Origin of the sequence: Alcanivorax sp. 97CO-5, assembly GCF_000524665.1 — a bacterium.
Taxonomy (GTDB): Bacteria; Pseudomonadota; Gammaproteobacteria; order Pseudomonadales; family Alcanivoracaceae; genus Alcanivorax; species Alcanivorax borkumensis.
Genome location: NZ_KI965904.1, coordinates 223,968 through 239,480 on the forward strand (window position 1 = coordinate 223,968; position 15,513 = coordinate 239,480).

Annotated in this window: 13 protein-coding genes and 1 pseudogene; 10 read left to right on the plus strand and 4 right to left on the minus strand. The window is 54.3% G+C overall.

Annotated elements, in window-relative coordinates:
• Positions 1-40 precede the first annotated feature (40 nt).
• The 7 genes from Y017_RS11600 to Y017_RS11630 are packed head-to-tail and all read left to right on the plus strand — an operon-like array spanning position 41 to position 9,299.
• Positions 41-1,276 (plus strand): Rieske 2Fe-2S domain-containing protein, encoded by a 1,236-nt coding sequence (locus Y017_RS11600; RefSeq protein ID WP_035460927.1) that lies wholly within the window; start codon positions 41-43, stop codon positions 1,274-1,276.
• A gap of 50 nt (positions 1,277-1,326) precedes the next feature.
• Positions 1,327-2,565: a Rieske 2Fe-2S domain-containing protein gene (locus Y017_RS11605; RefSeq protein ID WP_035460930.1), complete on the plus strand. Its 1,239-nt coding sequence runs from the start codon at positions 1,327-1,329 to the stop codon at positions 2,563-2,565.
• A gap of 3 nt (positions 2,566-2,568) precedes the next feature.
• Positions 2,569-3,603 carry a ring-hydroxylating dioxygenase ferredoxin reductase family protein gene (locus Y017_RS11610; RefSeq protein ID WP_011587955.1) on the plus strand — a complete coding sequence of 345 codons (1,035 nt, stop codon included), beginning with the start codon at positions 2,569-2,571 and terminating at the stop codon, positions 3,601-3,603.
• 3 nt (positions 3,604-3,606) lie between these two features.
• A complete protein-coding gene (locus tag Y017_RS11615) occupies positions 3,607-4,941 on the plus strand; it encodes a M20 family metallopeptidase (protein WP_011587954.1) in 1,335 nt (444 codons plus the stop codon).
• A 41-nt stretch (positions 4,942-4,982) separates the two neighbouring features.
• Complete coding sequence (locus Y017_RS11620) at positions 4,983-5,828, plus strand: alpha/beta fold hydrolase (protein WP_035460931.1); 846 nt, start codon at positions 4,983-4,985, stop codon at positions 5,826-5,828.
• Positions 5,829-5,831: 3 nt separating this feature from the next.
• The gene (locus Y017_RS11625; RefSeq protein ID WP_011587952.1) at positions 5,832-6,848 is read left to right on the plus strand and encodes a hypothetical protein; all 1,017 of its coding nucleotides are present in this window, start codon (positions 5,832-5,834) and stop codon (positions 6,846-6,848) included.
• A gap of 24 nt (positions 6,849-6,872) precedes the next feature.
• Positions 6,873-9,299 (plus strand): RND family transporter, encoded by a 2,427-nt coding sequence (locus Y017_RS11630; protein ID WP_035460932.1) that lies wholly within the window; start codon positions 6,873-6,875, stop codon positions 9,297-9,299.
• A gap of 108 nt (positions 9,300-9,407) precedes the next feature.
• On the opposite strand, the gene Y017_RS11635 is transcribed toward Y017_RS11630, so the two are convergent.
• Positions 9,408-10,415: an AraC family transcriptional regulator gene (locus Y017_RS11635; RefSeq protein WP_035460934.1), complete on the minus strand. Its 1,008-nt coding sequence runs from the start codon at positions 10,413-10,415 to the stop codon at positions 9,408-9,410.
• 105 nt (positions 10,416-10,520) lie between these two features.
• Here Y017_RS11635 and Y017_RS11640 point away from each other — a divergent pair, with 105 nt between their 5' ends.
• Complete coding sequence (locus Y017_RS11640) at positions 10,521-11,582, plus strand: 2Fe-2S iron-sulfur cluster binding domain-containing protein (protein WP_035460936.1); 1,062 nt, start codon at positions 10,521-10,523, stop codon at positions 11,580-11,582.
• A 30-nt stretch (positions 11,583-11,612) separates the two neighbouring features.
• Entirely contained in the window at positions 11,613-12,782 is a 1,170-nt protein-coding gene (locus tag Y017_RS11645; RefSeq protein ID WP_035460937.1) for an alkane 1-monooxygenase, read from the plus strand.
• Between the two features lie 168 nt (positions 12,783-12,950).
• Here the strand turns inward: Y017_RS11645 and Y017_RS15090 are convergent.
• The 3 genes and pseudogenes from Y017_RS15090 to Y017_RS11655 all read right to left on the minus strand — a co-directional run.
• Positions 12,951-13,268, minus strand: a pseudogene (locus Y017_RS15090) (integrase core domain-containing protein); the annotation flags it as partial.
• Between the two features lie 293 nt (positions 13,269-13,561).
• A complete protein-coding gene (locus Y017_RS11650) occupies positions 13,562-14,224 on the minus strand; it encodes a cupin domain-containing protein (RefSeq protein WP_035460938.1) in 663 nt (220 codons plus the stop codon).
• A 21-nt stretch (positions 14,225-14,245) separates the two neighbouring features.
• Complete coding sequence (locus Y017_RS11655; RefSeq protein ID WP_035460943.1) at positions 14,246-15,016, minus strand: SDR family NAD(P)-dependent oxidoreductase; 771 nt, start codon at positions 15,014-15,016, stop codon at positions 14,246-14,248.
• A gap of 107 nt (positions 15,017-15,123) precedes the next feature.
• Here Y017_RS11655 and Y017_RS11660 point away from each other — a divergent pair, with 107 nt between their 5' ends.
• Positions 15,124-15,465 (plus strand): helix-turn-helix domain-containing protein, encoded by a 342-nt coding sequence (locus Y017_RS11660; protein WP_035460989.1) that lies wholly within the window; start codon positions 15,124-15,126, stop codon positions 15,463-15,465.
• Positions 15,466-15,513 lie beyond the last annotated feature (48 nt).

The following is a 15,513-nucleotide window of genomic DNA, read 5'->3' on the forward strand; positions in this document are numbered from 1 at the left end:
GCACTGGGTCAATCGGTCACACACCCAAGGGAGTCATGACATGAACGCATCCATATCCAACAACAGGCCGGCCGCAACAGGCCATAGCAGTTACGCGCCCTATATCAAGGCCCGCTGGGGGCTCAAAAACCATTGGTTTCCGGCGCTATTCAGCGAAGAACTTAAAGAGGGTGAGTTCGATGCAACCACTCTCTGTGGTGAACCCATTTTGCTGCGCCGCGAGGCGGGCCAGGTACACGCGCTGGAGGATCGCTGTTGCCACCGCGGCGTGCCGCTGTCAAAAAAACCTTACTGCTTCAAGGAAGGCACGGTCACCTGCTGGTACCACGGCTACACCTACGGGCTCGGTGACGGCGAGCTGAAAACCATCATCGGCAGCCCTGATGACCCGTTGATTGGCAATGCCAGCATCAAAACTTATCCGGTCACTGAGGCGGCAGGCATGATCTTCGTGTTCGTCGGAGACGCCGACTTTGGCGAGCCCCCACCACTTTCCCACGACTTGCCCCCGCAGCTACGCGCAGCCGGAGAAGATCACTACTGCGCCCACCTGCTTAACCCCAATACCACCGTACGTGGCATCCGTCGCCAAGGTTCCGCTAACTGGCGCCTGGCCTCCGAGAATGGTTTTGATCCGGGGCATGTCCTGGTACATCAGGATTCTCCCTGGGTGTACGCCCAGGACTGGGCTCTGCCACTTGGTTTTCGACCAGTAACCGAACACGCGACCACCACCTTTGTTGAGAACAACGCACCGCGCGGCATCCTTAATGAGTATGTACCTGGCGCCGATGGCGTCGCCCACTACGAGCCGGTGATGCACAACGAAATGCTCGACGTCTCAGCATTTGGGGGGCAAAACGTTCCCGCAGGGCTGCGTACCTCCATGTGGCTTCCCGGCGTCTTGCTGGTAGAGAACGCGCCCTACCCAGGCATGTCCATGTACGAGATGTATGTGCCCATTGATGACCAGACCTACCAGTACTGGGAGCTCATCGCCTGCGAAACGCCAACCCCCGAAGACGAGACAGCCTTCGTCGACCAGTACGAAAACTACCTCAAAAAAGCCATGTTTAATGATTTTAACGACCAGGACCTGGTTGCCCGTGACGCCATGCAACCGTTCTACGCGCAGGATGCCGGCTGGTCCGCTGAGCAATTGTGCTCACTCGACGCCGTCATCATTGGCTGGAGAAAGCTGGTGGCAGGCTACGCGCGTGGCATCCAAAGCCCGCCCAAGGAGCTCTCTCGACCACGTAAATCACGCACCCTATAACACAACATCACAGTGACAACCATCACGTTCATACCCCAGGAGTACATGCTATGAGCACACCCGACCCAACCCAATCCCAAGTCACCCCTCCAGCCCAAGGCGCAACCGCTGCCAAGAGCTACCAGCCCTATGTCGATGCCAAGTGGGGATTGAAGAACCACTGGTATCCGGCACTGTTTAGCCACGAGCTGGAAGAAGGCGCTTTCGGTTCCACCAAAATCTGCGGCGAACCCATTCTGCTACGACGAGAGAATAACCAGCTCTACGCACTCGAAGACCGCTGCTGCCACCGTGGTGTGCCGCTGTCGAAAAAACCCTACTGCTTTAAAGAAGGGATGGTTACCTGCTGGTACCACGGCTACACCTACGGCTTGAACGATGGCGAGCTCAAGACCATTCTCGCCGCACCCGATGACCCTCTGATCGGCAACGCATCGATCAAAACCTACCCGATCGTAGAGAAATACTCGATCATCTGGGTGTTTGTCGGCGATGCAGACTATGCGTCCATTCCACCGCTGGAATCCGACCTGCCACCACAAGAGTCCAAGGACTACGCCCACTACAGCCCTAACCTCACCGATGATGACGCCATCGTTCTCGGTATTCGCCGCAAAGGCGAATCCAACTGGCGCCTAGCGGTCGAGAACGGTTTCGATCCCGGGCATGTACTCATCCACTGGAAATCACCGCTCGTCTATGCCCACGACATGGCGATACCGCTGGGATTCAAACCCACCTCAGACGGTGCCGTCAAAGCATTCGAAGACCCCGATGGCCCCAAGGGCATGATGAACATGTACCCGCCCGATGCCGACGGCCACTCCCACTACGAACCCATTTTCGAGAACACCATGCTCAACGTGCGGGCTTCCGGCGGGACCCCAGCACTCGGACTACGCACCTCCATGTGGCTGCCCGGCGTGCTCAAAGTGGAAAACTTTCCATTTCCGGGGATCACCGCCCACGAAATGTACGTTCCCATTGATGACAAAAGTTACGAGTACTGGGAGCTATTGGTCAAAACCGCACCGACCAAAACCGAGCGCGATGAATTTACCGACCAATACGAAAACTACCTGCGTGACGCCGTCTTTCACGATTTCAACGACGACGATCTGTGGGCGCGGGATTCAATGCAGCCGTTTTATGAAAACGATGTCGGCTTCGCTGAAGAAAAGCTCTGCGCGATGGATGCCGTAATTGTGGCCTGGAGAAAGCTAGTGGCCCGTCATGCACGAGGTATTCAAACACCCCCCATGGAGCTTGGGACCAAGCGACGGAGATAAAAGATGACGAACCCCCAAGTGCTGATCCAGTTCGCCGACGACACCACCCGGCGCATCGAAGTAGCGCCAGACCAGACGGTGCTGCAGGCTGCGCTTGACGCCGGACTGCAACTGTTTCACCAGTGCAAAACCGGCAGTTGTGGTTCCTGCGTCGGCACCGTAGAGAACGGTGTGGTGCGCATGCGCAGCGACACCAGCATTGCACTGCTTCCCCGCGAGATCGAGCAGCGCAAGGTACTCACCTGCCTGGCGCAGCCAGAAAATGATGCGCATATCCGCATGGACTACGGGTTCAATGAGCTACAGCGGTATCGACCCCAGCGCTTCCGCGCTTGGGTCGAAGACATTCATCGGCTCAATGACTCGGTGGTTGAGCTGACCCTAGAGGTCGACGAAGCCGAACGCGATGCTCAGTTTCTTCCGGGGATGTACTACCTGTTGCGGGTGCCCAACACCGACATTTGGCGGCCCTATTCCATGAGCTCGACCGTGGAGCAGCTGCCATCCATGCGCTTTCTGATTCGGCTGCTCGACGACGGCGCGATGTCGACCTACCTGGAGAAAGAATGCGCCATTGATGCGGAGTTGGAGATCGACGGCCCCCATGGTGCATTCAAAATGCAGCAGCCGCCGCAAGGCCCCGTGGTGCTGATCGCCGGAGGCACTGGCCTCGCGCCGGTGCTGTCGATCCTCGACACTCTTGCGGAAATGCGCTGGCGGGCGCACCCCATCCACTTGCATTTCGGGGTGAACCGGCTAAGCGAGCTGTTTTATCTCGACGAACTAGCCGCGCGACTTGAATGGCTACCCAATCTGAATCTGCGGGTCACGCTAGTAGAGCCCCACACCGATTGGCAAGGCGCGCTGGGGTACGCCACCGAGGGGGTGCCCGATGCGGCATTGGGACCCGACACCGAGGTCTTTCTATGTGGCCCGCCGCCGATGGTAGACGCCGCCGTCAGCTCGCTCGAAGCACGCGGCATTCCCCCTGCCCACATTCATTTCGAATCCTTCATTCCAGCCCAGGAGGGCATATAACCCATGAGCCAACAACAGCCACCGGCCCCCGTAGAGGGGTATCAAGACATGGTGCACGCCGCCGAATCCCAATTCGATCGCGAGCAATTCAAACAGCTCCTCATGGACATGGTTAACATCCCAAGCCCCACCGGGGAAGAAGCCGAGCTGGCCCGCTACATGGCCGACCATATGACGGCCAACGGCCTCCAGGGGCAAACCCAATACTTGGACGACCAACAGGCGAATGCCATTGGGAAACTGCCCTCTCGCAGCAAACAAGGGCCGGAACTTCTACTGTATGCCTCCTTTGATACCCACCTCGGTGGCTCCGACGAAGAGGAGCGCTGGGCAGGACAGCCCTTGCCCAGCATGCTGCGCCCACAAGCCCGCCTTGAAGGCGATGAGATCAGCGGGCTCGGTGCAGAAAACCCCAAAGCCTACGCCGCCTGTGTGACCACCGCCGCCACCTGCATCGCCAAGGCGGGCTTGGAATTACCCGGCGAACTCACCGTCGGGTTGGGCGCGGGCGGCATGACCGCGCTGTCCAGACCGGGATTCAGTCGCCGCAATATCGGCCACGGCGCCGGGGTTATGTTTATGTTGCAGCGTGGCTATCGGCCTGACTACTGCGTCATGTGCAAACCGGTGTACGCGGTCGCCTGGGAAGAGGTCGGTATTTGCAACTTCACCATCCGTGTCAAAGGCGCCATGGGCTACGTTGGCGTGCGCCATATGATGCCGCAGGATCAAAACCCCTTCCCACAGGTGGCCAAGGTCATCGAAGCCCTTGAAGCCTGGTTTCCCACCTACACTGCCCGGCACACGTCAGGGCTGGTCGCCCCCCAGGGAGGCATTTCCGCCATTGAGGGTGGATGGCCACACAAGCCCATCATCACCACCGCCGATGTGGTATTGCACGTGGATATCAGACCCAGCCCCCGCACCGATCCGGTACAAGTAAAACGCGAATTACAAGCCATGTTGACCGAGCTATCTCAGCAACACCCCGACGTGGTCACAGAGCTTGAGGCAACCCTTGCGATTCCCGGGGCCACCACTTCGCCGGATAACTGGATCATTCAATCGATGATCCGAGCCTGGGAAGACGTGGAGCAAACCCCGCACGAACCCTTCCTGAATATGAGTGGTTACACCGATCTGTCGGTCATCCGCCAATGGGGCGTTCCGGCAGCCCGCCTGGGCGTGCCCTTCCGCCATCAGGAGCCGGACCCGGAAGATAGCTTGCCGATGAATCGGGTACACCTGGACGATTGCTACCGCTTGATTCAGGTGCTGATCCGTAGCGCCATCGACACCTGTAGCCGCCCCATCGAAATCACCCAGCAGTACCAATAGTTACTCGTATCCACACTCCAACTCTTCAGCAGGAGTCACGCATGGAACCACTTGAGCTTGAGGACCAATTTGTTACTACCGAAGCCGGCTACCAGCTGCACTACCAAAGCGCGGGTACTGGCGAGCCGCTGATTTTCCTCCACGGTGGTGGCCCCGGAGCCACCAGCTTCGGCAACTTCTACTACAACGCACCGGCGTTCCTGGAACAGTACCAGTGTTTCTTTTACAACATGCCCGGCTACGGCCAATCCAGCAAGTTAGTGGTTGAGGCGCCGATGTACAGCTTCCACGCCAGCATGCTCGCTGAATTCATGGACCTGGTCGGCATCCCGCGAGCGCACCTGGTCTGTCAGTCCTTCGGCGGCTGTGCGGCCATCAAACTGGCGATCGACCACCCTGAACGCGTCAATAAACTGGTATTGATGGGCGCCCAGCCGATGTTTGGCGGGGTTATTGATCCATTGAAACTGATGAGCAAACACGCGGCCAACATTATCCTCGACTACTACGGGGGCGAAGGTCCGACCCCAGAAAAGATGCGACGTTTACTGGCCGATTACGAGATGCACGATGACAGCAAGCTCACTGGCTGGACGGTGAACGATCGCTTTGCCAACAGCACAGACCCGGAACTGCTTGAAGTCGCCCGCACTCCCGGTTTCATGGGGCAACCCGAATCGCTGCTCGGTGACTTGCACCGCAATGTCGTCCCCACCCTTTGCCTGTGGGGTCTGCACGACTGGTTTGGCGGCCCGGACGTGCCCCTGCTGTTTCTCAACCAGTTTGCAAACGCTCAATTGTTTATCGAAGGACAGGGCGCTCACCACTGGCAGACCGAACTACCCGAGCGCTTCAATCGCGTTGTGCTCAGCTACCTGAGTGAATAGACCATGACCTCCCGAACCCAACGTCTAATCGAGTTATGCGTGTCCTTGGGGCTGACGAGCGGATTACTCGCCGTTGCGGCCTTTTATCAACCCAAAGTGTCCCCTCCGCCCATCAGCCAGCCCGCGCAGGTGCCAACCGATCGCTACTACGGCATCACCGCTGTCCAGGGCAACACCTGGGTGGTGGGCGACGGCGGCAAGGTGCTGCACTCCATCGACGGAGGTGACAACTGGACAGTGCAACGCGGCTATGGGCACCCCGACTTGCAGGCGGTGGCGGCATGGGATGCCAAGCAAATCATTGCCGTTGGCAATGACAACCAAATCATCCGCAGCGAGGATGGCGGCCTAAACTGGTCGTCCGTAAGGGAGGTTCCAAAGTCTCAGTGGAACAACAAGCTACTGCAAGTCCACCTGGATGCTAGCGGCACGGCCTGGGCCGTGGGCGCCGGTGGTGCCATTTTGCGTAGTGCTGACGTTGGCAAGCACTGGGAAGCCATGGTGGAGATGGAAGATATCACCTGGCATGGGGTAAGCAGCTGTGATCACGGCAGGCAGCTCATGGTCGTCGGTGAGTTCGGTCAGATTCTCTCCTCCATCGACGCTGGAACCACCTGGGTGACGATGCCGAGCGCCACAGATATCACCCTTACCTCGATTGGCTTGGACAACGCATGCCAAGGCCTGGCGGTTGGTTTACAGGGAACGGTGCTACGTCTATTCAACGGTCGCTGGCAACCTTTTGAACTGCCTGGGATGCAGGATGCGACGGCTTCTCTCCACTGGTTCGCCGTTGCCACAGCGGACAACCGCTGGTGGATCACCGGCGAGCACGGCGCGCTCATACAAATTGACTTACCCGAGCCCACCACAGGCCTAGCGCAAACCCAACGGCTTGAAACCGGATCGAGCGCAGCCTGGTTCACTGACATACAAGCGGCGGGCGACAAGCTACTGGTGGTTGGAGACGCCATCGTTAGCGCGATCCCAGACACCTCCTCTCTGATATCACGGCGATAGCCAAACTACTTGGGAAAACCGACTATGATAAACGCATTCGCGCAATGGAGCATTCGTCACCGCCGCATCCTAATGGCATTGACCGTGTTGATGACCATCGGTTTCCTGTGGAGCGCTACACGCCTGGAAATTGGCACCGAGTTCTCGGACCTGCAGCCAAGCGGTCACTCTTACATCGACACCAACAATCGATTCAAAGCAGGCTTCGGCAGTGAAAACCTGGTCAGCATTATGCTCGAGGTCAACGAAGGAGACCTGTTCGAACCCGATGTGCTCGCGGCCATAAAAGGGATTACCGACGGGCTGCGCAAGATACCAGGGGTGAACCCCCTGCAAATCACCTCCCTGGCCTCAAAGAAGCTGAAATCCATTCGCGCCTCCACCTATGGCATCGAGTCACAGCCCCTGATGTGGCCCGACCTGCCCTCCACGCCGCGGGAGATCGCCGAGTTACGTAGCCAGGTTATTGGCAACCCACTGGTGCATGGACGTTATGTCTCGCGGGATTTAACGGCGGCGCTGATCACCGTCGACTTCTTCGATCACTTAATCGATACCGAATCGCTGGCCAACGACGTGCAGCAACTCACCGAGCCCTACCGCTCCCCAACGCTGCAGGTGCGCGTGGTGGGAGAGCCCGTGATCAATAGCCTGGTGCTGCAGAAACTGCCCGAAACCATGCGTATTTCGTTGGCGATTGTAGGCGCGGTGGCGGTGCTGCTGTTGCTGGCAATGCGCACCTACCGGGGCATGTTATTGCCCCTTACCGCAGCCCTCGTGTCCGGCATTTGGGCGCTTGGCATTGTGTCGCTCCTGGGTTTCAGTTTGAACCCATTAGCCATCGTGATCAGCTTTGTAGTCTCTGCCCGAGCACTCTCTCACGCGGTGCAATTCACCTCTGCCTTCGAACAGGAACGACTGGCAGGCAATCTGGAACCAGAGTCCGCTGCAGTCGCCGTACTTTCCAAACTGTTTCGCCCCGGTATGCTGGGTCTTGCTACCGATGCGGGGGCAATTCTGGTGGTTGCCGCCACCCCCATCCCCTTCTTGCAGAAGGTGGCGCTCATCGGCACCATCTGGATCGGCGTCATGTTGTTTTGTGTTCTAACGCTGGTTCCCTTACTGCTGTCCTGGGTCAACGCTCCGGTGGAGCGGGCACGAGTACGCGTCTATAACCGGGATACCAACGCGCTCATGGAGCGTGGCTTGAGCCGAATCGCCGATATGGTCAACCACCGCCGTGGCCCCGCAGTCGTGTTAGGTGCTTGCGTGTTACTAATGCTGGCCACCGCTTACTATGCTCAGGGCATTCAAATCGGGGATGCAAGCCCAGGCTCGACAGTATTTTGGCAGGACTCGGAATACAACCAGGATGCAGCAGCGATTACCCAGCGCTTCCTCGGCGCAGACCACCTGTTCGTCGCGGTGGCAGGCGATGAGCCCGACACGCTCAAGCAACCGGCAGTGTTGCAACACATGTCGGATTTTCAGCGGGAGATAGGCCTCTTTCCGGAAGTCGCCGCAAATGTCTCAATCGCTGATATCGTGCGCCAGGTGAACGTCAGCCTGCATGAAGGCAATCCAAGGTTCGCAGACATTGGCAAAGTGCCAGAGATCAACAGTGAGTTGATCTACACCTATCTCGCCAGCTCCGACCCCGGTGACATCGAGCGCTACGCCGACACCGATTACAGTAACGGTGCCATCCATCTTCTGCTGACAGACAAACGCGGCGACACCATTCGCAACACTATCGCTAGGCTGGAAGACTACATCACCGATCACCCTCTGGAGGGCGCGCAATATCAGCTTGCCGGAGGCGTGGTGGGGGTCATTGCTGCGGTGAATCAGGTCATCCTGTCGACTCAAGTACAAAGCATCGCCCTCGCCCTGTTGGTGCTCTTCCTATTCTGTGCCCTCGCCTACCGCTCACCTCAAGCGGGCTTGTTTTTTCTACCCCTTGTGTTGATATCCAACCTCAGCACCTTCGCATTCATGGCTCATTACGGCATTGGCCTCAATATCAACACGCTGCCAGTGGCAGCACTCGGCATCGGGCTCGGCGTAGACTACGGATTTTACATCGTCGACCGTGTGCGCGAACGGTATCTGGTGTCTGGTGATCTGCGCGACAGTGTCCGATTCGCCCTCGCTACCGCGGGCCGCGGAGTGCTGATTACCGCGGCGACCATGATCACCAGCATGCTGTTCTGGTTTGCTTTTTCTTCCTTGCGATTCCAAGCGGAAATGGGGTTGTTAATCGCGCTGTGGATGGCCGTGTCTGCGCTCACCGCCTTGGTGTTAATCCCGGCGTTGATCCTGATGTTCAAACCGAGATTTATCGTCATGCAGCCCCCCATCGAGGCCAAGAGCACGTCCCCCACAGACACAGCGGGAAGCGCCACGTTTGGGAGCAATAAAACGGTGATGTGTAACCCAAAGACGAGTTAGAGCCGGTGTCTTTATTCATCAGAGCCACTCGGTTTCAACTAAGCAGTAGCGGTCTAATGAATCAGGACACCAACGACACTATAAAAAGGGCAAACAAAGGAGGGCACTTTACTGTCGGTGAGCATTCAGATATTCAGAGGGGGCAAGCATTTCCCAGCGTTTGAATGCTTTACGGAAATTGGCGATGTCGGAGTAACCCAGGGCAAACGAAATCTCCTGAATGGACATCTGGCCACTTTCCAGATACTGAATGGCAAGTTGATGACGAACCCCCTCTAGCACTGCCCGATAAGAGGTTCCTTCATCAACCAGCCGACGGTGTAGGGTTCTTGGGGTGATATGAAAACGCCGAGCAGTCATCTCGAGGGAAGGGAAACCATGACGGCTCTGCAACATTAGCCGACGCACCCGGGCCGACCAAGTCTGCTCGGTAGATAGCTGATCAAGCTCCTGTTGGCACACTTTCAGGGCTTCCTGAAAACTGATCTTATTGGCCATTTTAAGAGGAGTGTCGATGGCCGCTAACGGAAGGGTAAAACCAGCCAGATCCCGGTTATAAGCAACGGGGCAGCGAAACACACTTTCGGCCAGCCTTTCATCACCGTCAAAAGGAAAGGTAACTTCGCGGATTTCACTCGTGCCCATGGTGGTGAAATCCAGAACGTTGCGAATCGCCAAAACAGTGGCCTCTATTATCGGGCGCCGAACATCTTCCAGGGGGCGGTTTTCAAAAAAATTAAGCCTAAACTCCCCGTCTCGTTCAGAGGTTTCCACGGTGAGCAGGTCGGTTCGAAGAACCAGATAGCGCTGCAACAAATCAACAAGTTGCCGCACAGATCCGCTACTCAGTGCAGCATAGCCAACAATACCGTGAGTATTGATGAGCAACCGCTCTCCAACCATCAGCCCTAAGGCCTTGTCATTGCTAAAACGGCCTGCATCCAACACCAATTGCCGGAAAGTAAGCCAAGGCATCGTAATCTGGGATTTTACGAATTTGTCGGGATTGATCCCAAGGTGCTCCAACCAAGCGGCGGTAGGCACACCCAAGTCTTCAACGATCGAAATGATCTGAAGGATGTAGTGATTGGACAGCGTGATATCTGAATGGCTCATCCAATTATAGTCAAATAATAACCCCTAAGCGTCAATCAATAACCCCGCGGTGGTGACGTGTGGCCGGTAGCATATATCGAGTCAAACACCGAACGAGGGTAGCCCATGCTTTCACTCTTCAAGAACAAAAAGAGTATTCCGACCGTAAGATACGCTGAGATTAATGGCGAGCGGGTGGAAGTGCAGCCAAAAGAAACGCTTTTGCATGCTGCATTAAGAGAAAATATCGACTTCCCCCATAGCTGCCGGGTAGGCGGGTGCGCCTCTTGTAAATGTCGCCTCGTCAGCGGGAAGGTCAAGGAGCTTACCGACATTGGCTATATCCTCAGCGAGGAGGAGCTCGACCAAGGGTATATCCTTGCCTGTCAAAGCATTCCCCAGAGTGATGTCACCATTGAGGTTGACCTCAGCGCGCAGGCGCAACGTAAGAAGGTAGCCGGCAAGGTTGTATTGCAGGAGCACCTGACTCACGACATCACTCACCTCAAGATTCAGCTTGGTGAAGCACTCAACTACAAGGCGGGGCAATATGCTGACCTCTCCATCGACTCGCTGCCAGGCGTGGTGCGTAGCTACTCCTTTGCTGCTCCTGTACAACCTGATTCCTCCGTATCGTTCTTTATCCGTAAAGTACCCGCAGGCCTGTTTTCAGTTGAAATTAACGAAAAAGACCTGACTGGCCAACTGATCCAGTTGGATGGCCCAGCCGGGGATTTTTGGCTACGCCAGTCAGATGCGCCCATGATTCTGATTGCCGGAGGAAGCGGGCTGGCGCCGATTTTGGCAATTCTTTGGAACGCCCTCAATGAAGGCTGCCAACGTTCGGTCACGCTATTGTTTGGTGCCCAGACCCAAGCAGACCTTTACGCACTCGACCAGATTAGTGAAATCAAAGAAAAATGGCCCGCACGGTTCGAGTTCATTCCGGTTCTTTCCAGTGAAGATGAACACTCCAGCTGGGGGGGCGCCAGAGGACTTGTGACCGAAACGATCCCAACCCTGAAATTGCAGGGTGCGGAAGCCTACCTGTGCGGGCCTCCCGCGATGATTGATGCCGCTGAAAGGCTTCTAATCGTGGGCGGCATAGAACGAAAAAATATCCATGCCGACCGCTTCATCACACTCGCCGACGCAAACAAGGGTGTTGCTGCAGAGCAGGTGAATTAAACCACCAACAAAAAAGCTGAGGATTTAGCCATGATGCTCCTTCATTACCTTAAGTACTTTCTTTTTCATGCTATCGGACTTCTGTCTATTGTCGTTCTATTGGCTGGCGGATACTGGATCAGTCTTGGTTTGGCCGCCATACTTGCAATCTACCTCATCGGCGATGGCCTAAGCGGAGATGATACCAATACTCCCGAATTCAAATACCCTCAAATCCTGACCTTCCAGCTGTGGATGGCCTTGCCTCTATTGTGCCTAATTGTCTTTACCTCCTTATGGACCTTCAGTTCTGCAGATGTTCTGGGGTTTGGCGCATGGATAACCGACCTGACAGGTTACGACGTAATTGGCGCCAGAGAGGCGACTGGGTTCGGCCATCACATCGCGGGTATTTTATTAACCGGGTTAATGATTGGCATGATAGGCACCATTCCCGGCCATGAACTGACCCATCGCACCTGGGATCCGGTTTCAATGTTTATAGGGCGCTGGTTGCTGGCCTTCAGTTTTGACACCGTGTTCTCCATTGAGCACGTCTATGGCCACCACCGTTACGTGTCTACAACAGAAGACCCTGCCACTGCTCCGCGTGGTCGGAATGTTTATTTCCATGTATTGGCGTCGACATTGAAAGGAAATGTCAGCGCCTGGAAAATCGAGAAGCGCCGGCTCTCGCGTAAAGGGTTATCCGTCTGGTCGTGGCGTAACGCCGTGCTTCGAGGACACATGATGAGTCTTGCCCTGGTCGCCTGTGCCTTTGCTATGGGGGGTGTTGGTACCGCGATTTATTTCATTGTGTCCGCTCTATGGGGCAAGGCCCTGCTGGAAATCGTTAACTACATGGAACACTACGGCATGGTACGAAATCCACAAACACCGGTTCAGCCTCGTCATTCTTGGAACACCAATAAGCGCATCAGCTCATGGACCATGTTCAACCTGACGCGTCATTCACACCACCATGCCCAGGGCGAGGTACCTTATCAGGATCTGAAGCCGTTTCCGGAAGCACCAATGATGATCAGTGGGTATCTCACCACCATCGTGGTCGCCATGATTCCGCCCCTATGGCACAAGATGATGACGCCGAAAGTTCTCGAATGGGACAGAACCTTTGCCTCAGATGAAGAGAAAGTTCTGGCGGCACAAGCCAATCTACAGAGCGGTATTCCTGCACTGATAAATGCAAATCGAAACTAAACCTGCGTATAACGTCCTCACTTCAGCAAAATAGAAGTGAGGACGTTATATCTCTTCACAGAACATTGGGCGCGCCACGGTTCGTATTTATGGAAAAGTGACCGGTGCGTACCGGTGTAATCCCCTTATTTTTAACCGCCCGTATGAGTAGAGCGTCTAGCTCATCTGTAGTAGCTGGGCATGAGCGATGCGAGTGAACTCGTGAAGATTCAGCCACTCGTGCCGCGCAGTGCGATTGAATCGTTCAATGTAAGCGTTGTGTTGGCTTCCCAGGCTGGACTAAATCAGCGTTATCCGCTTTTCCGTTGCCCACTCTACCAAGGCCCGTGGTATGTACTCCGGGCCGTTATCACAGCAAAGGGCAGCGGGCTTACCGCGCCATTCAATGGCCGGGGCAAGGGGCCATATTAACCAAACCGACGGTAGCGACAAGTCGGCCTCAATACCCAATCCCTCGAGGTTGTAGTCGTCGATCACATTGACGGTTCAGGGCCGTGGTCACATTGAGCTCGCCGGGGTAACCTCACTTGATGCGATAGACCTCGCAGGCCAGCCTAATGCTAATGCCATGCTTGGCAACGCCAAAATGTCCTTACAGCTTTCCCTCAAGCGATCACTGAAGAATCACGGAATTCATCCTATCCTGAAACGGTGAAAGTAAAATTCTCGGCTCAAATCTCGTTTATTTATCGGCGAAATAACAACCAATAAAGTGTCATTATTTTACCCAGGCTAAACATACGCCGCTTCAATGAGTCGAAAAATTGGCGGCATTATAGTTACAGATGCCCCGTCTTTACGTAAATCAAAGCCCCCTCTTCTTTGGTGAAGGGACTATGCCGGCTTAGATGAGGGCTACGTAGCCATGAGCCTTTAGGATAGCGTCCATGCTCATCATGGAAAGTACCCTCTAACACAAAAATTTCTTCTCCACCCCAATGCTGATGAGCAGTAAATTGTGTGTTTGGCGCCCACTTCACCAAAGCGACGCGTTCACTTTCAAATTCATGCAATGGCATCACTTTTAGGCCACCGACTAGCCCCTGAAACCATGGTTGCGTTTGAGTATCGATCACCTTTTGCTCTGTATCTTTTTCGTCGAACTGCTGCAATTTAACGAAAATAGTCGCCCCCTCCTTACCGATTTTAGGGGTGTGTGATGAGCCAATAGGGTTGCGTACATAACTGCCTTTTCCATAGCGTTGATGCTCATCAGAGAACACGCCTTCAAGCACAAAAAACTCTTCTCCACCGGAATGAATATGTGCCGAGAACTCACTAAAAGGCTCATAGCGAACGATCGATGTGGCACGTGCAGTTTCGCCACCCACCCTATCGAGCATCATTCGTTGCACACCCGGCATCGGGGATTCAACCCAGTGATAGTCACTAGGTTGAACCACGATGCGTTGTGAAAAATCTGCATTTATTCGTATCGTCATGTTGCGCGCCTAACCTATGTTTTAGTTCCTACCCGCCATAACGCCCCCATCTACATCCCAAATAGCGCCAGTTACCCAGCTGGATCCAGAATTTAAGAGAAACATAATGCTATTCGCAATATCATCGGGTGACCCTATTCGACCGATCGGATGAAAGTCATTAAATCCTGCTAAGGCATCATCCATTTCCGCGGGGTCAATAAATGCTTCATAAATGGGCGTTTTTACCACCGCAGGAGAGACGGCGTTAACTCTAATATTGTATTCAGCGAGTTCCATTGCCATATGTTGCGTTAAAGCATGCAAACCAGCTTTAGCCATTGAGTACGCAGAAGAAGGTGTTGCTTTAATCGCTTGCTTAGCCCACATAGAACCAACATTCACAACAGCCCCACCACCGTTATCGATCATGTTCCTTGTGACGGATTGACTGATAAAAAAAATAGCGCGATTTACTACAGAATAAGTATCATAGTCATCTACTGTGTGCTCAACAAATGGCTTAGGGTTAAAATATCCCGCAGCGTTTACAAGGTATTTTATGTGCCGGTCTTCGTTGTTTATTTTTTTATTAACGGCATCTACATCACTTTGATCATAGAGATTAGCCTTTATTGTTTCTACCGCATCGCTATTAGCAATGGTCTCAAGCTCTGCTTTAGCCGCTTTCAGCTTCGCCTCATTTCTTCCCAAAATGACCGTCTTGATACCCTGAGCGACTAATTGCTTTGCGGTTGCCAGGCCTATGCCACTGGATCCACCAATAATCAAAGCAATACTAGAATTTTTCATGTCATATCTCCTAGAGGTGTTATTTCATAGAGACAATTTAGACAATCATTGAGACAATAAGAAAGTAAGCACCTTTGGGTAAGGTAGGCACTTTTGGGTATATCTTCATGAAAGATAAAGAAAAAAAATTCTCAAGAACAGAGGCTCCACACAAAAGCGCCCAGATGGTTGAGGCAATCTATGGCTGCAAATGGTCTCTTACCGTATACCAATTACTTGCCAGAGGTATTAATAGGCCGGGAGAAATGGTCCGTAGCGTTGAAGGCTTAACGACAAAGGTGCTTAATCAGTGCTTAAAAAGAAATATAGAGTTCGGCATTCTTGAGCGCGTTTCTTATAACGAAGTACCTCCTAGAGTTGAGTACAAGGTTACTGTATTTGGCGAAAAGTTCATGGGGATTTTAGATGAACTTGAAAAGCTACAGCGTGCAATTGAAAAACAAATATAACTGAGCAATCGAAGGTCGCTAATTTGTATTAGTTCAGACCAAATCTGA